This window comes from Micromonospora sp. C31, assembly GCF_018070575.1.
GTDB lineage: Bacteria > Actinomycetota > Actinomycetes > Mycobacteriales > Micromonosporaceae > Micromonospora.
The window spans coordinates 545,372-567,561 of sequence record NZ_JAGPXN010000001.1 but is presented as its reverse complement, the minus strand read 5'-3'; the positions used below and the strand labels follow the sequence as shown (position 1 = coordinate 567,561).

Genomic DNA, 22,190 nt, shown 5'->3' with positions numbered 1-22,190 from the left:
GGTGAGCTTCGACCTGGGCGGCGTGAGCTTCACGTCCCGGCTGATCCTCGGCACCGGCGGCGCGGCCAACCTGCGCGTGCTGGAGGAAGCGATCCGTGCCTCCGGCACCGAACTGGTCACCCTGGCCCTGCGCCGGGTCGACACCGCCCCCGGCACCGCCGGCGGGCTGCTGGACCTGCTGGACCGCTGCGGCGTGAAGCTGCTGCCGAACACCGCCGGCTGCTACACGGCGGGCGAGGCGGTCAAGGTGGCGCACCTGGCCCGGGAGGCGTTCGGCACCCCATGGGTGAAGCTGGAGGTGATCGGCGACGAGCGCACACTGCTGCCCGACGGGGTGGAGTTGCTGCGCGCCGCCGAGGAACTCGTCGCCGACGGGTTCGTGGTGCTGCCGTACACCTCGGACGATCCGGTCCTGGCCCGCCGGCTGGCCGACGTCGGCTGCGCGGCGGTGATGCCGGCGGGCGCGCCGATCGGCTCCGGCCTGGGCGTGTCGAACCCGCACCACATCCGGCTGATCCGGCAGGTCGTCGACGTGCCGGTGATCCTGGACGCCGGCATCGGCACCGCCTCGGACGCCGCGCTCGCCATGGAGCTGGGCTGCGACGCGGTGCTGCTCGCCAGCGCGGTCACCCGCGCCGCCGACCCGGTGGCGATGGCCACCGCGATGCGGTACGGGGTCGAGGCGGGCCGGCTCGCGTACCGGGCGGGCCGGATCACCCGGCGCTTCCACGCGCTCGCCTCCACCCCGGACGAGGGGCGGCCGGACCTGTGACCCGGCCGGCCGGCGTCGTGCTGCTGACCGACCGGTGGCAGGCGCGGCGACCGTTGGTCCACGTCGTGTCGGGGGCGGTGGCCGGGGGAGTGCGGTGGGTGGTGCTGCGGGAGAAGGACCTGCCCCGGGCAGAGCGCGCCGCCCTCGCCGTCGACCTGCGCGCGATCCTCGCCGAGGCGGGCGGCACGCTGATCGTCGCCGGCCCCGACCCGCTCGGCGGGGACGCGGTGCACCTGCCGTCGGCGGGGCCGTACCCGCCGCCGCGCCTCGGCCTGGTGGGCCGTTCCTGCCACGACCGGGCGGAGCTGGCGCGCGTGACCACGGAGGACTACGCCACCCTCTCGCCCGTCTACCCGACCAGCACCAAGCCCGGCTACGGCCCGCCGCTGCGCCCGGACGGGCTCGGCGCGCTGATCGCGGTCAGCCCCGTGCCGGTCCTGGCGCTCGGCGGAGTGCGGAGCCCGGACCAGGTGGCCGCCTGCGTCGGGGCTGGTGCCGTGGGGGTGGCGGTGCTGGGCACCGTCATGCGCGCCGACGACCCCGAGGCGGCGGCAGCCACTCTCACGGCAGCCGCCGACACGGCGAGCCGGACCCGGCACGGCTGCCCGAGCGTCACGACCGCGCAGGCCCGGCCCGAGCTCCCGTCCGCCACCACGGAAGAGGAACGATGACCCCGACGACCGTGCTCACCATCGCCGGCTCCGACTCCGGCGCCGGTGCCGGCATCCAGGCCGACCTGAAGGTCTTCGCGGCCCTCGGCGCGTACGGCACCAGCGTGCTCACCGCGGTCACCGCGCAGAACACGAGGGGCGTCGACGCGGTGCTGCCGCTGCCGCCGCGCACGGTCACTGAGCAGCTCGACAGCGTGCTCGCCGACTTCACCGTCCGCGCCGCCAAGACGGGCATGCTCGGCACCCCGGCGGTCGCGGACGCGGTGGCCGACGCCGCGAGGGACGGGCGACTGCCGCACCTCGTCGTCGACCCGGTACTGGTCGCCACCAGCGGGCACCGGCTGGGCGTGGTCGCGGCCGTCGAGCGGCTGCTGCCGTACGCGCAGGTGGCGACGCCGAACTGCGCGGAGGCCGCAGCCATCACCGGGCACCCGGTGACCACGGTCGAGGAGATGGTGGCCGCCGCCGAGGCGCTCGCGGCCGGCGGACCTGCGCACGTGGTGGTGACCGGCGGCGACGTGGACGCCGACGGCGAGGCGGTCGACGTGCTGCACGGCGACGGCGTCACCACGCTGCTGCGCGGGCCCCGGGTCGAGACCCGGCACAACCACGGCACCGGGTGCTCGTTCTCGGCGGCGATCGCCGTGCGGCTGGCCCTCGGCGACCCGGTGCCGACGGCGGTCGCCGCCGCCAAGGAGTACGTCTTCCGCGCGCTGACCGGCGCGCGGAACTGGGAGCTGGGCGCGGGACGCGGCCCGCTGGACCACTTCGGCTGGTCCGCTTGATCACCAGGGAGGCTGTCATGCAGGCACGTCGCAAGGTGTACGTGGAGGGGGCCCGGCCGGACGTGCGGGTGCCGTTCGCCGAGGTGGAACTGAGCGGCGACAACCCGCCGCTGCGGCTCTACGACACCTCCGGACCCGGCTCCGACCCGGAGGTCGGGCTGCCGCCGCTGCGCGGGGCGTGGATCGCCGAGCGCGGCGACGTCGCCCCCGTCCGGGGTGCGGGCACCCCGCTCGCCGGCGCCGACGGGCGGCGCCCCACCCAACTCGCGTACGCGCGGGCCGGCGTGGTGACGCCGGAGATGGAGTTCGTGGCCGTCCGGGAGGGGATGGCGCCCGAGTTCGTCCGCGACGAGATCGCCGCCGGGCGGGCCGTGCTGCCGCTCAACGTCAACCACCCCGAGTGCGAGCCGGCGATCATCGGCAAGGCGTTCCTGGTGAAGGTGAACGCCAACATCGGCACCTCGGCGGTGACCTCGTCGGTCGCCGAGGAGGTGGAGAAGCTGACCTGGGCGACCCGGTGGGGCGCGGACACGGTGATGGACCTGTCGACCGGCAGGCGGATCCACGAGACGCGCGAGGCGATCGTGCGGAACTCGCCGGTGCCGATCGGCACCGTGCCGATCTACCAGGCGCTGGAGAAGGTCGGCGGCGACCCGGTGAAGTTGAGCTGGGAGGTGTTCCGGGAGACCGTGATCGAGCAGGCCGAGCAGGGCGTCGACTACATGACGGTGCACGCCGGGGTGCTGCTGCCGTACGTGCCGCTGGCGGTGGACCGGGTGACCGGCATCGTTTCGCGCGGCGGCTCGATCATGGCGGCCTGGTGCCTGGCGCACCACGAGGAGAACTTCCTCTACACGAACTTCCGTGAGCTGTGCGAGATCCTGGCCCGCTACGACGTGACGTTCTCGCTCGGCGACGGGCTGCGGCCCGGCTCGATCGCCGACGCCAACGACGCCGCCCAGTTCGCCGAGCTGCGCACCCTCGGCGAGCTGACGAAGGTCGCCTGGGAGCACGACGTCCAGGTGATGATCGAGGGGCCCGGCCACGTGCCGATGCACAAGATCAAGGAGAACGTGGACCTCCAGCAGGAGTGGTGCCACGAGGCCCCGTTCTACACCCTCGGCCCGCTGACCACGGACATCGCCCCCGCGTACGACCACATCACGTCGGCGATCGGCGCCGCGATGATCGGCATGTTCGGCACCGCCATGCTCTGCTACGTGACCCCGAAGGAGCACCTGGGGCTGCCGGACCGCGACGACGTGAAGGCGGGCGTGATCGCGTACAAGATCGCGGCGCACGCGGCCGACCTGGCCAAGGGGCACCCCGGGGCGCAGGCGTGGGACGACGCGCTGTCCAAGGCGCGGTTCGAGTTCCGCTGGTCCGATCAGTTCAACCTCTCGCTGGACCCGGAGACCGCGCGGTCGTACCACGACGCGACGCTGCCGGCGGAGCCGGCGAAGACCGCCCACTTCTGCTCGATGTGCGGCCCGAAGTTCTGCTCCATGAAGATCACCCAGGAGCTGAAGGAGTACGCGGCACGCGGCATGCAGGACAAGTCGGAGGAGTTCCTCTCCTCGGGCGGCCGGGTCTACCTGCCGCTGGCCTGAAGCGGAGACGCCCGTCCCGCTCCCGGCGTCCGGGGCGGGACGGGCGTCGTCGGGGTCAGTCGCGGTGGTGGCGGCCGGTGGAGCGCAACGACCGCCGGCCGCTGTCCTGCTCGGGCTCGTTGTCGGCGACCGGCCTGCTGAGTCCGGTGACCCAGTCCACGTACTCCTCGTCCTGCGCCGGCAGCGGCTCGGACTCCCGGTCGGTCGGGGCGTCCTCGACCCGGGACCGGTTGCGGCGGAACAGGCCCAACGGGCCCCGGCCCCGCCCGGTGGGCTGCTCGTCCCCGGCCGGCGACGTGGATCCGGGCGCTGCCTGCACCCCGGTGGCGGGGGTGCCGTTCTCCGGCGCGGCGGCCGGGACCGGACCTCCCCGCCGTGCGGTGGCGAGCGCCTCCCAGTTCGCGGCGCGGGTCAGGTCGGGCATGGGGGCGCGGTGGCGGGGCCGGAGCGTCGGCTCGGATCCGGGATCCGTGCCGGGCTGTGCCGCCTCGGCGGCACCGGCCTGGGTGCGGGGCGGGGCCGGCCACGCCGGTGCGGGCGTCGGCGTGGTGCTGTTCGCGGCGGTCGTGCCGGTTCGGGCAGCGGTCGTGCCGAAGAGATCGGTCGCAGCGACGGGCGGGTCCGGTTCGGCCTGCGGAGCCGGCGCGGTCGCCCCCGACACGGGTGTCGGGTCCGCGGCGACGGGTGTCGGGTCCGCGGCGACGGGTGTCTGGTCCGCGGTCAGGGGCGTCGGGTCCGCACCCTCGGGTGCCACCGCGGCGGCGACCTTGCGCGGCGACCGGGGCTTGCGGGTGCGGCGGGGCTTGGGCGCGCTGGGGACGGCCGGCTGCTCGTCGTCCACTTCGGCCGGCTGCCCGGCCGGTGCCGCCTCGGCAGCCGGTGACGGCTCGGCGGTGGCCGAGGTGGTCGGGGCCGTCGAGGTCTGGCCGGCGGCGCCGTCCCGCGGGCGGGCGGGCTCCGGTTCGACCGGGCGCTCGGCTGCGGACGGGGCCTCGGCCGGCGAACCGGTCGAGGACTGCCGGTCGGCGTCCGCCCGGGCGTCGGCGGGGGGAGCCGGAACGGTGCCTCCGCCGGCGGGCCAGTCCCAGTGCGCGGGGACGACCCGGGGTGCCGCACCGTCGCCGGCGGCGGTGACCGCGCCGGGGCCCGTGCCGCCGGTTGCGTCGGCGACGACCAGGGCGGCGCCGGACAGGTCGGCCGTCTCCGGCTCGTCGTCGCCGGTGGCCGCCGGGGCCTGCGGCAGGGCCGGACCGGTGGGCAGCGGACGAAGGATGTCGGTCGGCTCGATGGCGCCGGTGGGGGCGGTGCGCGCGACGAGCGGCCAGCGCAGCAGCGCGGCGGCGGCCGACCCGAGGGCGCCGGCGGCCACCGCGAGCAACGCCGCGTAGTACGGCGTGAGCTGGTAGCGGTCGGCGGTGTCGCCCGGACCGGCAGCCAGGTAGGCGAACGCGACCAGCACCGGGCCGGCCACCCCCGTCGCGCCGCTGACCAGCGGCGGGTGGCCGCGCCACCGGGCCAGCCCGCCGGTCGCCGTGCCGGCCAGCAGCGCCAGCAGCGGCAGGACGACCAGGGCCAGCCGCTGCGCGGCGCCGGTGTCGAGCGACGCCGGCTCCAGCACCCCCAGCCGTACGGTTTCCAGCGGCCCGGTCGAGACCAGCGACGGCGCGACCGAGACCAGGGCCAGCAGCCAGATCGCGCCCGCGACCGCCGCCATGTTCCATCCCACCGGCGGCTGGAGCAGTACGGCGAGGGCGGCGCCCGCTCCGGCCAACGCACCGAGGACGGCGCAGATGCCGACGGCCCAGACGGGATCCACCGAGAAGAGTTCGGCCGCCCTCGCGGGCTGCATGCAGAGCGGCGCGACGACGGTGGCGCCCAGCGCGGCGGCGCCGGCGACGGCGAGCAGGCGCCCGTTGCCGGCCAGCCCGCCGTCCCGGCGGGCCAGGCGCTCGGTGAGCACCGCGCCCACCACGGCGGCGTTCGCGGCGAACCAGCCCGCCCAGACGAGTTGGGCCGGCCACTGGTTGACGGTGGCGCCGGTGAAGGTGCCGGTGAGCCGTACGATGCCGAAGCCGAAGGCGATGCCGAGCTGACCGGCCCCGGCCAGCAGGCTCACCCCGAGCGCGGTGAGCAGGGGTCTGCCCCAGGTCCGAAAGGCCATGTCCGGCACGTTACGCACCTGTTGACCGGGCCGCCACCGGCGCGCCGCGAGCGGGGGCGACCCGCCGGCCAGCGGTTACTTCAGTTCGACCAGCCGGGCCAGGTACGTCGTGTCGCCCACGTTGGTCAGCATGTGCACGGCACCCGGATCCCGGTAGACGACCCCGCCGGTGGGCTCGTCGGCGTCGATGAGGGTGCCGTCGATCGTCTGCACGACGTTCTTCGCCCCCTGGACCGCCACCACCAGGTACGGGTGGTCGTGCCGGTGCAGCGGCTGCCGCTCGCCCGGCTCCAGGCGGATGTGCCAGACCCGGACCCGGTCGTTCTCGTAGACGATCTCCTGGCCCACCGGGCCGAGTTCGGGGTGGGTGTCGGTCATCGGGTTCCGTCCAGTCCGGGGAGCACCTCGGCGGCGATGAGCTCCAGGTGGTCGAGGTCGGCGAGGTCGATCAGCCGCAGGTGCACCCGGGTGGCGCCGACAGCGGCAAATTCGCCGATGCGGTCGACGAGCTGCGCGGGCGAGCCCACCACCGGGTCCTCCGGCGGCAGCGCGCTCTTGACGTGCAGCGGGGCGGCGCGGCGCTGTGCCTCGGCGTCGGTGCGGCCGATCGCCACCACGATCCCGGCGGAGAGGGTGAGCGGGGCGCGTCCCGACTCGGCCCGGCCGGCCCGGTCACTCGCCTCCCGCACCCGCTCGTACGCGGCGGCGGTCTCCGCGACGCTCTTGAACGGCATGTTGAACTCGTCGGCGTACCGGGCGGCGAGTTCGGGGGTGCGCTTCGGGCCGCGACCGCCGACGATGATCGGCGGGCCGGGCACCTGCACCGGCTTCGGCAGCGCGGGGGCGTCCACCAGCCGGTAGTGCTGGCCGGTGAAGCTGTACGTCTCGCCCGGCGGCGTCCGCCACAGCCCGGTGACGACCTCGAGTTGCTCGGCCAGCCGGTCGAAGCGTTCGCCGACGCCCGGGAACGGGATGCCGTAGGAGGTGTGCTCCCGCTCGTACCAGCCGGCGCCGATGCCGAGTTCGACCCGGCCGCCGCTCATCTGGTCCACCTGGGCCACCATCACGGCCAGCGGGCCGGGCAGCCGGAAGGTGGCGGAGGTGACCAGGGTGCCGAGCCGGATCCGGCTGGTCTCGCGGGCCAGCGCGGCCAGCGTCAGCCAGGCGTCGGTCGGGCCGGGCAGGGCGGGCTCGTCGCCCATCGCCTGGTAGTGGTCGGCGCGCAGGAAGCCCTCGAAGCCGCCGTCCTCGGCCAGCCGGGCGAAGCGGAGCTGGTCGTCGTAGCTGGCGCCCCGGTGCGGCTCGGTGAAGACCGTGACCCGCATGCTCATCGTCCCTCCGCGCCGGCTGTCGCCGGCAGGTCCCGCTCCATCAGGAGTTCGTGCAGGTCGGCGCTGACCCGGGCGACGTCCGCCAGGTGCGCGTTGCGGCCCAGGGTGCGTGGTCGCGGGATGTCCACGTCGACCACCTTGCGGATCCGGCCGGGGCGGGGGCTGAGCACGACCACCCGGTCGGCCAGCAGCACCGCCTCGTCGATCGAGTGGGTGACGAAGACGACGGTGGCCCCGGACGACATGTGCACGCGTTGCAGCTCGCCGGAGAGTTCCTCGCGGGTGAGCGCGTCGAGCGCGGAGAACGGCTCGTCCATCAGCATCACCCGGGGCTCGCCGATCAGCGACCGGCACAGCGACACCCGCTGCTGCATGCCGCCGGAGAGTTCGTGCGGCAGCCGCTTCTCGAAGCCGCCCAGCCCGGCGAGGTCGAGCAGCTCCCGGGCCCGGTCGCGGTGCTTGGCCCGCTTCCAGCCGAACATCTCCACCGGGAGCAGGACGTTGTCCAGGACGGTGCGCCAGGGCAGCAGGGCTGGCCGCTGGAAGAGCATCGCGATGTCCGGGCGCGGCCTGGTGATCGGCGTACCGGCCACGGTGATCCTGCCCTCGCTGACCGGGAGCAGGCCGGCGATCAGGCGCAGCAGTGTGGACTTGCCGCAACCGGAGCGGCCGAGTACGGCGACGAACTCGCCCGCCGCCACGTCGAGATCGATGCCGCGCAACGCCTCGACGCGACCGCCGCGGCCGTCGAAGGTGCGGGACACCCCGGAAAGCTCGATCATCTCCGGCGGCCCCCTGAGTCGGCGATCAGCAGTCGCGGCCCAGGGTAACCGGCCCGCGTGGACGGCCGGTCGTCCGGGGTGGAAGCCAGGATTTTTCCGTAACGAAACCCATACGCATGGCATTGTGCCGGTCGGTTTCTCGTACGCTGTGCCCGCTAAGAGTCCCCTCACGACGGTGTGCCGGCTCAACCCCTCAGCCGGTACGCCAGACAACCCCTCCGGCGGCGGCGCGCCGCTCCGGTCGGAAAGGACATGGTGCACTGATGAGAAGGCTGACCCGTACGGTCGCTGCCGCTGCGCTGGCCACCGCCCTCGCCCTGGTCTCCGGGTGCAGCGGCGACTCGGACTCCGGCGCCGACGCCAAGGGCGGCAACGGCACGGCGTTGGAAAAGGTGACATACCTCACCTCGTTCGGCAACTTCGGCCGTGACTCCTACGCCTGGGTCGCGAAGGAGAAGGGCTTCTTCAAGGAAGCCGGGTTCGACGTCGACATCAAGCCGGGCCAGGGCACCAATGCGGTGATCCAGCAGGTCGTCGGCGGCCAGGCCCAGTTCGGCCCGATCGACCTCACCGGCGGTCTGCTCCAGTTCGGCGGCGGCCAGGCCAAGGACTTCGTCGCGGTCGCGGCGATCCAGCAGCGCACCATGGCCGCCATCGCCACCGTCGAGGGCAAGGGCATCGCGTCGCCGAAGGACCTGGAGGGCAAGAAGCTCGCCGACACCCAGGGCTCCGTCGTGCGCAACCTCTTCCCGACGTACGCCCGGCTGGCCGGCGTGGACGCCAGCAAGGTGCAATGGGTGCCCGGTCAGGCACAGGACCTGATGGGCATGCTGGGCTCCGGCACGGTGGACGGCATCGGCCAGTTCGTCGTCGGTCAGCCCACCATCGAGGCGGTGACCAAGCAGAAGGCCGTCATGCTGCCCTACAGCAACGTGATGCAGGACCTCTACGGCAACGTGCTGATCACCTCCTCCAAGATCGCCAAGGAGAAGCCGGAGATGGTCAAGCGGTTCACCGCGGCCCTGATGAAGGGCCTGGAGTACGCGCTGACCAACCCGCAGGAGGCGGGTGAGCTGCTGAAGAAGAACGTCGACGCCGCGAATCCCGCCGCGGCCGCCGCCGAGCTCCAGCTCATGGCCGGCTACGTGCGCTCCAGCAACTCCGGCACCCAGCTCGGCACCCTGGACAGCGGCCGGGTCGCCAAGAGCATCGCGATCCTGCAGGGCGCCGGCGCGCTCAAGCAGAACATCACCCCCGACCAGATCATCGACTTCAGCCTCGCGCCGAAGGCCTGACGGACGCCGCATCGCGGCACGGGGGTGCGGTCCACCGGGGCGACCCGGGGCCGCACCCCCGTCGCGTGCCGGCCCGGCCGGCAGGAGAGGAGAACCCGTGACGGAGACGACCGCTGCCCGCTCCGCCCACCCCGGGCAGGAGTCCGCGGGCGCCGGCACACCCCGGCCCGCACCGCCGCGCCGGTCCGGCGTGAGCCCGGCGGCCGTCGGGCTGCCGCTGCTCGGCGCCGTGATCACGCTGGCCGCCTGGTGGCTGGTCACGACTGGCCTGGAACTGGTGCACCCGGTGTCGCTGCCGCCGCCGCAGGCGGTGTGGGAGGCGCTGGTCGCGGGGGCCGACGTGCTGATGCCGGCGCTGGGGGTGACCACCACGATGACGGTGGTCGGCTTCCTGCTGTCGGCGGTGGCCGGGGTGCTGATCGGGATGGCCCTGGCCGGGTCCCGGCGCGTCGAGCGGATGTTCGCGCCGCTGCTGGTGGCGGTCAACGCGGTGCCGAAGATCGCCCTGGGCCCGCTGCTGGTGGTCTCGGTCGGCTGGGGTACGAAGCCGATCCTGACCATGGTGTTCCTGCTCTGCTTCTTCCCGATCGTGCTCTCGACCGCGACCGGCCTCACCACCACCCCCAACGACCTGGCCGAGCTGGCCCGGTCGCTGAACGCCTCGTGGTGGCAGGCGTTCCGCAAGGTGCGCTTCCCCGCCGCGCTGCCACAGATCTTCGTCGGGCTCAAGGTGGCGATGCCGCTGGCCGCGATCGGCGCCGTGATCGGCGAGTTCTACTCGGACAAGCCGGGGCTGGGCTACCAGATCCTCCAGTACAACGGCATCGGGGACACCGCGACCGCCTGGGCGGCGATCCTGCTGATCGCGCTGATGAGCATCCTGCTGTACAGCGCACTGTCCCTGGTCGAGCGCCTCGCCCTACCCTGGGTCCGCGCCACCACGTCGGCCCGCTGACCCGCCGGAGGACTCGACGGTGTGGCCCGCCGGGACGCGGCGGGCCACACCAGCCGGTCAGCTCGCGAGGCGCCAGCGCCCGTTGCGCGCCACCAGGGTGGTGAGGGCCTGCGGCATCAGGCCGGAGTGGTTGTCCGGCGTCATCCGGATCGGCCCGGAGAGACCGTCCAGCTGCGTCGTCTCCAGCACGTCCCGGATGCCGTCGCGGTTCACCTCGCCGGGCTCGCCGCCCGAGCGCAGTTCGGCGTCGGCGAGGAGCTGCACCGCGTCGGCGGCGAACGAGGAGGAGCCGTTGTAGCCGCCGAAGCGGGCGGTGTAGTCCTGGAACCACTGCCGGCGGGCCGCCTTGGCCGGGGTGGTGGCGATCACGTCGTCGATCACCATGGTCTGGGTGAACACCAGCGTGGTGCGTTCGGTCGCCCGGGACGCGGCGCCGAGGAAGAGGTCGCCGGCCGCCGCCGCGTCGAAGAAGAGGTCACCCTCGAACTTGGCCTGCTGGGCGGCGGTGGCGGCCAGCGTCGCCTGCTCCGCCGGGGTCCAGACGACCAGGGCGTCCGGCTTCTTCGCCACCAGGTCCTTGACCTGCTGACCGACCTCGGTGTCGGTGGTGCGTACGGCCTCCTCGCGCAGCAGCTTGACGCCGGACTTCGCGAACTCGGCGCGCAGCGCGGTCAACCCCTCACGGCCGTAGGCGTCGTCGCTGTGCAGCACGCCCGCCTTGCGTACGCCCTTGCGCCGCATCTCGTTGGCGAGGGCGGCGGCGCTGTCGGCCGCGTTCGGGGAGAGCTTGAACACGTACCGCCGTTCGGCGACCGGCGAGGAGACGGCGCTGGACGAGGCGAGCGCAATGGTGGGAATTCGCTTCTCGTTGATGGTGCGTACGGCACCGACGGCGCATTCGTTGCAGCCGCCCATGATGATGGCGCTGACTTGGGAATCAGCGCTGAAGTCACCGATGTTGCGCAGCGACTCGCTCGCGTCCGACCGGTTGTCCTTCACCCGCAGCTTGACCTCGCGGCCGTTCAGCGCCCCGGAGGAGTTCAGCTGCTCGACCTTCAGTTCCAGCGCCCGCTGGTACGCCTTGCCGACGGGCGCCGCCGCGCCGGAGAGTTCGAGGTCCGCGGCGATGACGATGGGACTGGTGTCCTGCTCGTCCGCCCCGAACTGGCAGCCGGTGAGCGTGGTGGCCAGCACGGCCGATGCGAGCGCCGCGGCGGTCGCGGAGCGGATGGGGCTCAACTCAGTCCTCCAGATGCGGCCCGGGCGGTGCCCGGTCACCGCCGGGTTGTCCGTCCTCAGTGGAGGAACGGGATCGGTCTGCCGTACGGTGTGCGCGAAGCCTGCAAAACCTTGCCAACGCCGGGCCCTGCGGTCAAGCGGAGCGTCGGAAGCGTTTCGGGACGCGCATCCCACATGGTGGCGCAACGGGAAGTTTGCAAACGCTTACTAATACGACACGGATGACCACTCTGGAGTTACATGCCCTGTTCACGGGCATGGAGAAATGAAGGTATTAGTTGACCGGATCACGGGATGCGTGCCCTCCGACCGTTTCCTACCCCGCCGCGACTTCCCAAAGAGGATCACTTCTGATGAAATCGCGGCCGTGCCGCGTGTGGCGCAGTCCGCTGCACCGGGCGCGAGTCGGCGGGGCAGGCGTGGAAGAAACGACGGAGGCGATGTCGTGAGCACCGGACCGACGACCCTGCCCGCGAGTGGCGACACCGAGGAGCCGAAGCGGCGCCGGCTGCCCCGGCTGCGCGACGTGCGGATCCGCTCCAAGCTCGCGCTGATCCTGGTCGTGCCGGTCGCCGCGGTGCTCGCGCTGGCGACCGTCCGACTCGTCGCCGTCGGCGAGAACACCTTCGACGCCAACCAGGCCCGGGCACTGACCGCGCTCTCCGTCGACGTCTCCGCCCTGACGCAGGACCTGCACGCCGAGCGGATGGCCGCCGCCGCCTTCCTGGCGACGCCGCAGCAGAAGGCCGACGCCTACAACCTGCGGGTGCGCAGCACCGACGCGCGGGTCGAGGCGTACCGGGCGGAGCGCGGCCGGATCGACGACCTGCCGGCCGCCGTACGGGAGCGGCTGGCGACCATCGACGAGCACCTGGAGACGCTCGCCGCCACCCGGCAGGAGGTGCTGGACCGCCAGCAGATGGCGGTCGCCGAGGCGGCGCTGCGCTACGGCGTCATCATCACCGACCTCGTCGCGTACGGCGACGGGCTCGCCCAGCTGCCCGGTGACGAGCGGCTCGCGGATGCCCGGCGCGCGGTCGCCGCGTTCGCCCGCGCCAAGGCGGCCGTCGCCGAGGAACAGTCGGTCGCCTTCACCGCGCTCGCCGCCGGCCGGCTCGACGCCGAGCAGTTCTCCTCCTTCGTGGCCACGCTGACCAGCCAGCAGGAGGCGCTGGGTGCCTTCTCCCTGGCCGCCGACCCGACCCAGCGGGCCCTGGTCGACAGCACGGTCTCGGGCGACGCGGTCACCCTCGCCGACCGGGTGGCCGCCGACATCACCCGCTCGGTCGGGCAGACCTCGCTGGTGACCGCGCAGGACGCCACCGCCGCCATCGGCGCCGTCAACGACCTGATGCGGTGGGCCGAGATCCGGCTCCAGGACCGGCTGCTCAGCCAGGCCGACCAGGCCCGGTCGGACGTCATCCGGCAGGCCGTCATCGAGACGGCACTGGTGCTGCTCACCCTCATCATCGCGGTGACCCTCGCCGTGGTGCTGGCCCGCTCGCTCAACCACTCGCTGCGTCGGCTGCGCGAGGGCGCCCTCTCGGTGGCGAACCACGACCTGCCGGACGCGGTCAAGCGGCTGCAGAACGTCGGCAACGTCGGCGACGGCGGTGTCGAGGAGATCGTCCGGCAGGTACGGGACCCGATCAAGCTCAACAACCGCGACGAGGTGGGCCAGGTGGCGCTCGCCTTCAACGTCGTGCACCGCGAGGCGGTCCGGGTGGCGGCCGAGCAGGCCGCGCTGCGTACCAGCGTCTCGGCGATGTTCCTCAACCTCGCCCGGCGCAGTCAGACCCTGGTCGACCGCATGATCGGCGAACTCGACGCGATCGAGCGCGGCGAGGAGGACCCGAAGCGGCTCGCGCAGCTCTTCGAGCTGGACCACCTGGCCACCCGGATGCGCCGCAACGACGAGAACCTGCTCGTCCTGGCCGGCGCCGACTCCGCCGTGCCGCGCCGCGACGACGCCCTGCTGGTGGACGTGCTGCGGGCCGCGCAGTCCGAGGTGGAGCTCTACAACCGCATCGAGTTCGGCACCGTCGACACCGACATCTCGGTCGCCGCGCACGCGGTCAACGACGTGGTCCGGCTCGTCGCCGAACTGCTCGACAACGCCACCCGCTTCTCGCCGCCGACCACCACCGTGGTCGCCGACGGCCGGCGGATCCGCGACTACGTCCTGATCCAGGTCGAGGACCGGGGCCTCGGCCTGACCGACGACCAGCTCGACTCGCTCAACCGGCGGCTGGCCGCCCCGCCGAGCGTCGACGTCGCGGCGTTCCGGCTGATGGGTCTGGCCGTGGTCAGCCGGCTGGCGTCCCGCTACGGCATCCGGGTGGAGCTGAGGCGCAACGTCGAGGGCGGCACCGTCGCCCAGGTGACGCTGCCCGCCGCGACGGTCGTGCTGCCGCCCGTGCACAGCCGGGACCCGCAGATCACCCGGCCCCGGCAGCCGCTCGCGGTCGAGCAGAACCCGCTCACCCCGGCCGGCCTCGGCGAGCCGGCCGTCGGCGGCGGGCGTACCGCCTCGGCCACCCTGCCCGACCAGTGGCGCTCCGCCCCCGCGCCGTGGCAGGCCCCGGAGCAGGCGCGGGACACCACGGCCCCGGTGCAGGCCGGGGGCGCCCCGGCACCGCAGCCGACCGCCCCGCCGGCGCCCCCGGCCCGGCCGGCCTTCGCCGGCGGCGGCGCCTCGGTCGGTACGCCGACCGTCGCGTACCCCACGGTCGACGCGCTGCCCAAGCGCGTCCCCGGCGTGGACGCCCCGGCTCCGGGTGCGCCTGGTCTGCCGGTCGGCCCGATCGCCGGCTCGCCGCCCGCCACCGGGCTGGCGGGCTCGGACCTGGGCACCGGCCGCAACCTCGGGGCCAACCTGGCAGCCACGGCCCCGCCCGCCCCCGCCGCGCCGATCACCCCGCGCCCCGAGCTGCCGGCCGAGGCGCCGATCTTCCGGGAGATGGAGGCGGTGTGGTTCCGGTCGCACGGTAACGACGCCACGGCCATCTTCACCCGCCCGGACTTCAGCCAGTCGGCCGCGGCGCAGCGGGCCGCCGGGGCGCCGAGCGCCGGAGCACCGGCCGCCGCCCAGCCGGCACCCGCCCAGCCGGCCGCCGCCCAGCCGGCACCCGCGCAGCCCCGCGCGCCCCGGCTGCCCACCCGGACGCCGGGCAACACCGACACCGCCCCGCCGGCCGCGCAGCCGGCACCGCCGGCGTACACCCCGCCGGCCGCGGCGCGGCCCACCACGCCGGACACACCTCCCGCGGCGCCCCCTGCGGCGCCCCCCGCGGACCCGACCCCGGCGGCGCCCGCGAGCGACGCGGACGCCTGGCGGACGGCGGCAGACGAGGGCTGGTCCCGGGCCAGCCGGGCGGCGGCCCCCGCCACCACCGGCACCACCCGCTCGGGGCTGCCCAAGCGGCAGCCGCAGGCACAGCTCGTGCCCGGCGGGATCGAGCCCCGGGGCGGCCGCGACCGCAGCCGGCGTACCCCGGACGAAGTTCGGGGCCTGTTGTCGGCCTACCACCGCGGCGTGCAGCGCGGCCGGGCGGCCGGGACGGACCAGAACAGCACCTCGACCAAGGAGACGAGTCGATGAACAGGCCAGCGGCCATGCAGGACATGAGTTGGTTGCTCACCAACTTCGCCGACAGCGTGGCGGGAATCGCCCACGTGGTGGCGGTGTCCGCCGACGGGCTGCTGCTCGCCTCCTCGCGGGACCTGCCCGCGGACCGGGCGGACCAGCTCGCCGCGATCACCTCGGGCGTCGTCAGCCTGACCGAGGGCGCCGCCCGGATGTTCAGCGCCGGCGGCGTGCTCCAGACGGTCATCGAGATGGACAGCGGCTACCTGTTCCTCATGTCGATCAGTGACGGCTCGTCGATGGCCGTGCTGGCGGCCCGCAGCTGCGACGTCGGTCAGGTGGGCTACGAGATGGCGCTGCTGGTCGAGCGGGTCGGTGCGGCGCTGGTGCCGCTGCCCCGGGACGCGGTTCGGTCCTAGGGATCGCGACGTGCGGGCCGCGCGTCGGCAGGAACGAGAGGATCCGGTGCCCGACCAGGGGCCCGGCCGGGAGAGGAGGTGATCGTCGATGGACCAACGGCGCGTGGACCCGCGTGGTGCGCTGGTACGGCCGTACGCGGTCACCCGCGGCCGGACCGAGGCCCGGATGGACATCGCCCTGGAGGCGGTCCTGACGGCCAGCCCGACCCAGGCCGCGGAGGCTCGCTTCGCGGGACACGACAAGCACCGCATCGCCACCGTCTGCGAGGGCCGGGCGCAGTCCCTGGCCGAGATCTCCGCGTACACCCGGATGCCGCTGGGCGTCACCCGGGTGCTGGTCGCCGACATGGTGGCCGAGAGCCTGCTGACGCTACACACTGCCGCTCCCGCCGAGGGGTTCGAGGAGCGGATGGAAATCCTTGGAAGGGTGCTAAGTGGACTTCGCAGGCTATGACCCCGCCGGGGCCCGCCGAAACCGGGGAATCATCTCCGCGAAGATCGTGGTCGCGGGCGGCTTCGGCGTGGGCAAGACGACGCTGGTCGGCGCGATCTCGGAGATCACCCCGCTGAGAACCGAGGCGGTGATGACCGCGGCCGGCGTCGGCATCGACGACCCGTCCAAGGTGCCGGGGAAGCAGACCACCACGGTCGCCATGGACTTCGGCCGGATCACCATGGCCGAGGACCTGATCCTGTACCTCTTCGGCACGCCGGGCCAGACCCGGTTCTGGTTCATGTGGGACGAGATCATCAAGGGCGCGGTGGGGGCCGCCGTGCTGGTGGACACCCGCCGGATCACCGACGCCTTCGCGCCGCTGGACTACTTCGAGAACCGCCGGCTGCCGTACGTGGTGGCGTTGAACCGTTTCGACGGTGCGCCGCAGTACGAGCTGGAGGAGGTCCGCGAGGCGCTGGCCATCTCGCCGGACGTGCCGCTGGTGCTGACCGACGCCCGGCACCGGGACGCGGTCAAGCAGGTGCTGGTGACCGTCGTGGAGCACGCCATGCTCCGCCTCGAGGCCGAGCACGGCCGGGGCTACCCGGCGCCGGTCGGCTGACCGGGACGGCCACCGCCTCCGGGTCGCGTCAGTCGACCCGGAGGCGGTAGCCGCGCTTGACGACCGTCTGCACCACCCGGGGGGCACGCAGCCCGGCGCGCAGCCGGGCCACCGCCATCTCCACGGCGTGCTCGTCCGCGCCGCGCGGCAGCGTCCGCAGCAGGGCGGTCCGGGACAGCACCCGACCCGGCGAGCCGCACAGCGCCCGCAGCACCGCCATCGGCGCCGGCGCGAGGGGACGCAGCTCCCCGTCGACCACGGCGGCGTGCCCGCGCAACGCGAGCAGGTGACCGGCCACCTTCAGGGTGACCGTGCGACGCGGCAGCTCGTCGACGATGGTCCGGACCAGGGCACCCAGGCGGGCCCTGGCCGGCGCGCTGACCGGCACCCCGCGCCGCAGCAGCGGCTCCGCGGTGACCGCGCCCACGCAGCCGGCGAGCACGTCGCCCCGGAACGCGTCGAGCACCGCGTCGCAGCGGTCCCCGGCGGTGCGCAGCAGCGCCTCGGCCGCCGGGGCCGAGGTGAAGGTGACCGCGTCGACCAGCCGGCCGGCGACCAGGTCGATCAGGCGGTGCAGCGGGGCCGGGTCGGTCGGCGGCGCCCAGCGGTAGACGGGCACCTCGATCACGGTGGCCCCGGCCGCCTCCAGCGCCAGGGTGCACTCCGGCTGCCGGTCGCCGTGCAGCTGCATGGCGATCACCTTTCCGGCCACCCCGCGCCGGCACAGGTGCTCGACCACCTCCTCGCAGCTCTCCGAATCCGGGGACCACTGGTCGTGCAGGCCGGCGGCCCGGATGGCCCCGCGCGCCTTGGGCCCCCGCGCCACCACGTACGCGTCGGCGAGCACGCCGCGCAGCGGCTCGGCCAGCCCCCATCCCTCGGCCGCCTCCAGCCAGCCGCGCATTCCGATGCCGGTGTTGGCCATGAGGACGTCCGGCGGCCGGTCGAGGCAGGCCCGGGTGGCCTCACGCAGGTCGGTGTCGTCGGTCAGCGGCACGATCCGCAGGGCCGGGGCGATGACCACCCGGGCGCCCCGCCGCTGGAGCAGCGCGGCGAGTTCGTCCCGCCGACGGTCGGCGGTCACCCCGATGGTGAAACCGGCCAGTTCGTCGCGCATTCACCCCTCCCGTCGCAGCCGCACCTCGACCAGGCCGTCCCGGCAGCGCACGTCGTGCCGGGGCACTGCGACGCCGGGCAGGTCCAGGCAGTCCCCGGTGCGCAGGTCGTACACCTGCTTGTGCAGCGGCGAGGCGACCGTCGGCACCCCGCCCCGGCTGCCGACGATCCCGCGCGACAGCACGTACGCGCCGGCGACCGGGTCGCGGTTGTCGAGGGCGAACAGCCCGTCGGCGGTGCGGAAGAGGGCCACCTGCACGCCGTCGACGAGCGCGGCCACGCCCCGTTCGGCCTCCAGCCGGTCGAGCGGGCAGACCGGCGTCCAGGTGCGCGTGGCGGGCGGCGACGTCGTCGTCATCGTGATGGTCATGGCTGTGCCTCCAGCGGTCGGGCCGTCGTGGTGGTCATCGCCGCACCGCCGGCATGCCCAGCGCGACCGGCTGCCGGCCCTCGTCGGCCGTGGCCCGGCCGGCCGGGACCGGTTGGCCCCGCTCCAGCGCGAACGTGATGGACGGGTCGGGCACGCCGGGGGCGTTGACGAATGAGGCGAAGCGGCGCAGCCGTACCGGGTCCTCCAGCACGTCGCGCCACTCGTCGGAGTACGAGTCGACGTGCCGGGCCATCGCGGCGTCGAGTTCGGCGCACAGGCCGAGCGAGTCGTCCACGATCACCGCGCGGAGGTGGTCCAGCCCGCCCTCCAGCGCCTCGATCCAGGCGGCGGTGCGTTGCAGCCGGTCGGCGGTGCGGACGTAGTACATCAGGAACCTGTCGACCAGCCGGACCAGTGCCTCGGTGGACAGGTCGGTGGCGAAGAGGTCGGCGTGCCGGGGCCGGAAGCCGCCGTTGCCGCCGACGTAGAGGTTCCAGCCGGTGTCGGTGGCGATGACGCCGAAGTCCTTGCTGCGGGCCTCGGCGCACTCGCGGGCGCAGCCGGACACCGCCGACTTGATCTTGTGTGGGGCGCGCAGCCCCCGGTAGCGCAGCTCCAGGGCGATGGCCAGCCCGACCGAGTCCTGCACCCCGTACCGGCACCAGGTCTCGCCGACGCAGGACTTCACCGTGCGCAGCGCCTTGCCGTACGCGTGGCCGGACTCGAAGCCGGCGTCGACCAGCCGGCGCCAGATCTGCGGCAACTGCTCGACCCGGGCCCCGAACAGGTCGATCCGCTGGCCGCCGGTGATCTTCGTGTAGAGCCGGAAGTCCCGGGCCACCTCGCCGATCACGATGAGCTTCTCCGGGGTGATCTCCCCGCCCGGGATCCGGGGCACCACCGAGTAGCTGCCGTCGCGTTGCAGGTTGGCCAGGAAGTGGTCGTTGGTGTCCTGCAACGACGCCTGTTCCCCGTCCAGCACGTGCCCGGAGCCCAGCGAGGCGAGGATCGAGGCGACCACCGGCTTGCAGATGTCGCAGCCCCGGCCCCGGCCGTGCTCGGCGACGAGCTGCGAGAAGGTGCGGATGCCGCGCACGCGGACGATGTCGAAGAGTTCCTGCCGGCCGGCGTCGAAGTGCTCGCAGAGCGCGGTCGACTGCCGCACCCCGGCCGCGTCGAGGAGCTGCTTGAGCATCGGCACGCAGGAGCCGCAGCTGGTGCCCGCCCGGGTGCACGCCTTCAGCGCCGGCACGTCCGCGCAGCCGCCGGCGATCGCGTCGTCGACGTCGGCGCGGGTCACCGCGTTGCAGGAGCAGACCTGCGCGGCGGCGGGCAGCGCCGCCGCGCCCGCGCCGGTCGTTCCCTCGGGGGCGAGCAGCGCCAGCGGGGGAGCGGGCAGCGGGCCGCCGACGCTGGCCCGCAGCGTCGGGTACGCGCTCGCGTCGCCGACCAGCACCCCGCCGAGCAGGGTCTGCGCGTCGTCGGAGAGGACCAGCTTGGCGTAGACCCGGGTGGCCGGGTCGGTGAACGTCACGTCGAGGCAGCCCGGCGTGGCGCCGTGCGCGTCGCCGAACGAGGCCACGTCCACGCCGAGCAGCTTGAGCTTCGTGGCGGTGTCCGCGCCGGGGAAGGTGGCCACCCCGCCGACCAGCCGGTCGGCGACCACCTCGGCCATCGCGTACCCGGGGGCGACCAGGCCGTGGCAGGTGCCGTCGACGGCCGCGCACTCGCCGACCGCCCAGATCCGTTCGTCCGCGCTGCGGCAGGCGTCGTCGACCAGCACCCCGCCGCGCGGGCCCAGGGCGAGACCGGCCGCCCGGGCCAGCTCGTCGCGGGGCCGGACGCCGGCCGCGACCACCACCAGGTCGGCGTCGACCACGGTCCCGTCGGCCAGCTCCAGCCCGGCGACCGTGCCGTCGGGGCCGGACCGTACGGCGGTGGTGGCGACGCCCAGGTGGGTGGCGACGCCCAGTCCGTCGACGTACCGGCGGAGCATCGCGCCGCCGGCCGTGTCGACCTGCACCGGCATCAGCCGCGGCGCGAACTCCACCACGGCGGTGTCCAGCCCGAGCAGCCGCAGCGCGTTCGCCGCCTCCAGCCCGAGCAGCCCGCCGCCGATCACCGCCCCGGTGCGCCGGCCCCGCGCGTACTCCCGGATCGCCGTCAGGTCGTCCAGCGTCCGGTAGACGAAGACCCCGGGCAGGGTCGCGCCGTCCACCGGCGGCACGAACGCGTACGAGCCGGTGGCCAGCACCAGGGCGTCGTACGGGTGCTCGCCGGCCGCCGTGCGGACCAGCCGCCGCTCCCGGTCGACCTCCGTGGCCGGCTCGCCCAGGCGCAGCTCCACCCCGTCGTCGGGGGTGTGCAGGTTCAGCTCCTCGGCGCCGACCCCGTCGAAGAACGCCGAGAGCCGCACCCGGTCGTACGCCGGGCGGTTCTCCTCGGCGAGCACGGTGACCCGCCACCGCCCCTGCGGGTCGCGGGCGCGCAGCGCGTCGACGAAGCGCTGCCCCACCATGCCGTTGCCGACGACCACCAACCTGCTGACCCGCTCGCTCATGACCGCACCTCCACCGAATCGACTTCGGACAGCCAGCCGACGATGCCGGCGACCGCGTCCCGGCAGCCGCCGCACCCCGTGCCGGCCCGGGTCGCGGCGACCACGGCGTCGACCGTCCGGGCCCCGGAACGCCAGCAGCCCACCAGCGTTCCCTTGCTGACGTCGTTGCACTGGCAGACGGTCGCCGCGTCCGGCATCAGCGCCGGGGTCGCGGCCGGCGTGCCCGCCGCCGCGCCGAACGCCCGGCCGAGCAGCAGCGAGCGCCGGTCCGCCGGCACCGGTTGGCCCCGGTCGAAGAGCTGGATGACCGTGCCGACCGCCGGGTTGTCGCCGAGCAGGATCGCGGCGGTCAGCCGCTCGTCGCGGATGCGCAGCCGGGCGTACGTGCCCCGGGCCGGGTCGGCGAAGGTCAGCTCCTCGCCGGTGCCGCCGTCGCCCGGGTCGCCCATCGCGGCGAGGTCGATGCCGGCCGCCTTGAGCCGGGTCACCGCCGGCCGGGGCCGGTAGCGGGCCTGCGGGTCCTCGCCGGTGAGCACCTGCGCCACCACCCGGGCCTGCGCCCAGGCCGGAGCGACCAGGCCGGTCAGGGCGCCGTCGTGCTGGGCGCAGTCGCCGACCGCCGAGATCCGCGGGTCGCCGGTGCGCAGCCGGTCGTCGACCAGCACGCCCCGCTGCACGGCCAGCCCGGCCGCGCGGGCGAGGGCGGTGTCGGGACGTACCCCGCAGGAGAGGACCAGCAGATCGGCGGTGAGCGACCGGCCGTCAGCCAGGTCGAGGCGGACCCCGTCGGCGCCCGCGAGCACCTTCGTCGCCGACACGGCCAGGTGGGTCGTCACCCCGAGGCCCGCGAGGGTGTCGGCCAGCACGGCCGCGCCGGCCGGGTCGAGCTGCCGTTCCATCAGGTACGGCACCGGGTGCACCACCCCGACGTCGAGGCCCCGGGCGGCGAGCGCGCGGGCCGCCTCCAGCCCGAGCAGCCCGCCACCGAGCACCAGGGCGCTGCGCGCGTCGGCGGCCACGGCGAGGATCCGCCGGCAGTCGTCGAGGGTGCGGAACGGCACCACCCGCTCCGGCAGTCCGGGTCCGTCCAGCCCCGGCAGCGGGGGCACGACGGCCCGGCTGCCGGTGGCGAGCACCAGATGGTCGTACGCGACGCGGTCGCCGTCGTCGGTGTGGACCGTCCCGGCGGCTCGGTCGACGGCGGTGACGGTCACCCCGCTGCACAGGTCGACGCCCTGCCCGGCGGCCTCGGCCAGTTCCACGTCCGGCTCGCCGATCCGGCCCGCCAACAGGGTGGAGAGCATGATCCGGTTGTACGCCCGGTGCGGCTCCGCACCGAGCACGGTCACCTTGCGGTCCCCACCCCGGGCGTGCAGTTCGCCGGCCAGCCGCGAACCGGCCATCCCGTTGCCGACGATCACGATCCGCTCGGTCATGGCCGACCTCCGCTGCGCTCCGGCCGGCCACGACGCGTTGCCGG

The 22,190-nt window shown here is 74.4% G+C and carries 19 protein-coding genes; 10 read left to right on the top strand and 9 right to left on the bottom strand.

What is annotated here, in order from left to right; all coding sequences use genetic code 11:
- Position 1: 1 nt before the first annotated feature.
- From KBX06_RS02555 to thiC, 4 genes are read left to right on the top strand one after another with little or no spacing between them, the layout of a single operon-like run.
- Positions 2–772, top strand: a complete 771-nt coding sequence (locus tag KBX06_RS02555) for a thiazole synthase (protein ID WP_210832525.1) — start codon at positions 2–4, stop codon at positions 770–772.
- A complete protein-coding gene (locus tag KBX06_RS02550) occupies positions 769–1,443 on the top strand; it encodes a thiamine phosphate synthase (protein ID WP_210832524.1) in 675 nt (224 codons plus the stop codon). Before KBX06_RS02555 ends, KBX06_RS02550 begins: the two co-directional genes overlap by 4 nt.
- Positions 1,440–2,228 (top strand): bifunctional hydroxymethylpyrimidine kinase/phosphomethylpyrimidine kinase, encoded by a 789-nt coding sequence (thiD, locus tag KBX06_RS02545; RefSeq protein WP_210832523.1) that lies wholly within the window; start codon positions 1,440–1,442, stop codon positions 2,226–2,228. The genes KBX06_RS02550 and thiD overlap by 4 nt, the downstream gene beginning before the upstream one ends.
- 17 nt (positions 2,229–2,245) lie before the next feature.
- Complete coding sequence (gene thiC / locus KBX06_RS02540; protein ID WP_210832522.1) at positions 2,246–3,838, top strand: phosphomethylpyrimidine synthase ThiC; 1,593 nt, start codon at positions 2,246–2,248, stop codon at positions 3,836–3,838.
- Positions 3,839–3,893: 55 nt separating this feature from the next.
- On the opposite strand, the gene KBX06_RS02535 is transcribed toward thiC, so the two are convergent.
- The 4 genes from KBX06_RS02535 to KBX06_RS02520 form a co-directional block, all read right to left on the bottom strand.
- Positions 3,894–5,999 carry a hypothetical protein gene (locus KBX06_RS02535; RefSeq protein ID WP_210832521.1) on the bottom strand — a complete coding sequence of 702 codons (2,106 nt, stop codon included), beginning with the start codon at positions 5,997–5,999 and terminating at the stop codon, positions 3,894–3,896.
- A 75-nt stretch (positions 6,000–6,074) separates the two neighbouring features.
- Positions 6,075–6,377, bottom strand: a complete 303-nt coding sequence (locus tag KBX06_RS02530) for a cupin (RefSeq protein WP_210832520.1) — start codon at positions 6,375–6,377, stop codon at positions 6,075–6,077.
- Positions 6,374–7,324, bottom strand: a complete 951-nt coding sequence (locus KBX06_RS02525) for an LLM class F420-dependent oxidoreductase (RefSeq protein ID WP_210832940.1) — start codon at positions 7,322–7,324, stop codon at positions 6,374–6,376. Before KBX06_RS02525 ends, KBX06_RS02530 begins: the two co-directional genes overlap by 4 nt.
- Before the next feature lie 2 nt (positions 7,325–7,326).
- On the bottom strand, positions 7,327–8,112 hold the full coding sequence (locus KBX06_RS02520; protein ID WP_210832519.1) for an ABC transporter ATP-binding protein: 786 nt from the start codon (positions 8,110–8,112) through the stop codon (positions 7,327–7,329).
- A gap of 263 nt (positions 8,113–8,375) precedes the next feature.
- Between KBX06_RS02520 and KBX06_RS02515 the strand changes: the two genes are divergently transcribed.
- Complete coding sequence (locus KBX06_RS02515) at positions 8,376–9,407, top strand: ABC transporter substrate-binding protein (protein ID WP_210832518.1); 1,032 nt, start codon at positions 8,376–8,378, stop codon at positions 9,405–9,407.
- Between the two features lie 97 nt (positions 9,408–9,504).
- A complete protein-coding gene (locus tag KBX06_RS02510) occupies positions 9,505–10,362 on the top strand; it encodes an ABC transporter permease (RefSeq protein WP_210832517.1) in 858 nt (285 codons plus the stop codon).
- A gap of 57 nt (positions 10,363–10,419) precedes the next feature.
- Here the strand turns inward: KBX06_RS02510 and KBX06_RS02505 are convergent, their stop codons facing one another.
- Entirely contained in the window at positions 10,420–11,601 is a 1,182-nt protein-coding gene (locus KBX06_RS02505; RefSeq protein ID WP_210832516.1) for an ABC transporter substrate-binding protein, read from the bottom strand.
- Between the two features lie 445 nt (positions 11,602–12,046).
- On the opposite strand from KBX06_RS02505, the gene KBX06_RS02500 reads away from it, so the two are divergent.
- From KBX06_RS02500 to KBX06_RS02485, 4 genes are all read left to right on the top strand, one after another.
- On the top strand, positions 12,047–15,202 hold the full coding sequence (locus tag KBX06_RS02500; RefSeq protein WP_210832515.1) for a sensor histidine kinase: 3,156 nt from the start codon (positions 12,047–12,049) through the stop codon (positions 15,200–15,202).
- Positions 15,199–15,606 carry a roadblock/LC7 domain-containing protein gene (locus KBX06_RS02495; RefSeq protein ID WP_067359650.1) on the top strand — a complete coding sequence of 136 codons (408 nt, stop codon included), beginning with the start codon at positions 15,199–15,201 and terminating at the stop codon, positions 15,604–15,606. Before KBX06_RS02500 ends, KBX06_RS02495 begins: the two co-directional genes overlap by 4 nt.
- A gap of 88 nt (positions 15,607–15,694) precedes the next feature.
- A complete protein-coding gene (locus tag KBX06_RS02490; RefSeq protein WP_091627805.1) occupies positions 15,695–16,060 on the top strand; it encodes a DUF742 domain-containing protein in 366 nt (121 codons plus the stop codon).
- Positions 16,041–16,664: an ATP/GTP-binding protein gene (locus KBX06_RS02485; protein ID WP_088998389.1), complete on the top strand. Its 624-nt coding sequence runs from the start codon at positions 16,041–16,043 to the stop codon at positions 16,662–16,664. The genes KBX06_RS02490 and KBX06_RS02485 overlap by 20 nt, the downstream gene beginning before the upstream one ends.
- Positions 16,665–16,692: 28 nt before the next feature.
- Here KBX06_RS02485 and KBX06_RS02480 read toward each other — a convergent pair whose 3' ends face one another.
- The 4 genes from KBX06_RS02480 to KBX06_RS02465 are packed head-to-tail and all read right to left on the bottom strand — an operon-like array spanning position 16,693 to position 22,146.
- Entirely contained in the window at positions 16,693–17,781 is a 1,089-nt protein-coding gene (locus tag KBX06_RS02480) for a uroporphyrinogen-III synthase (RefSeq protein WP_210832514.1), read from the bottom strand.
- Entirely contained in the window at positions 17,782–18,150 is a 369-nt protein-coding gene (gene nirD / locus KBX06_RS02475) for a nitrite reductase small subunit NirD (protein ID WP_374225553.1), read from the bottom strand. It lies immediately after the preceding gene.
- Positions 18,151–18,184: 34 nt separating this feature from the next.
- Positions 18,185–20,710 carry a nitrite reductase large subunit NirB gene (gene nirB, locus KBX06_RS02470; RefSeq protein WP_210832513.1) on the bottom strand — a complete coding sequence of 842 codons (2,526 nt, stop codon included), beginning with the start codon at positions 20,708–20,710 and terminating at the stop codon, positions 18,185–18,187.
- Complete coding sequence (locus tag KBX06_RS02465) at positions 20,707–22,146, bottom strand: FAD-dependent oxidoreductase (RefSeq protein WP_210832512.1); 1,440 nt, start codon at positions 22,144–22,146, stop codon at positions 20,707–20,709. The genes nirB and KBX06_RS02465 overlap by 4 nt, the downstream gene beginning before the upstream one ends.
- Positions 22,147–22,190: the final 44 nt, after the last annotated feature.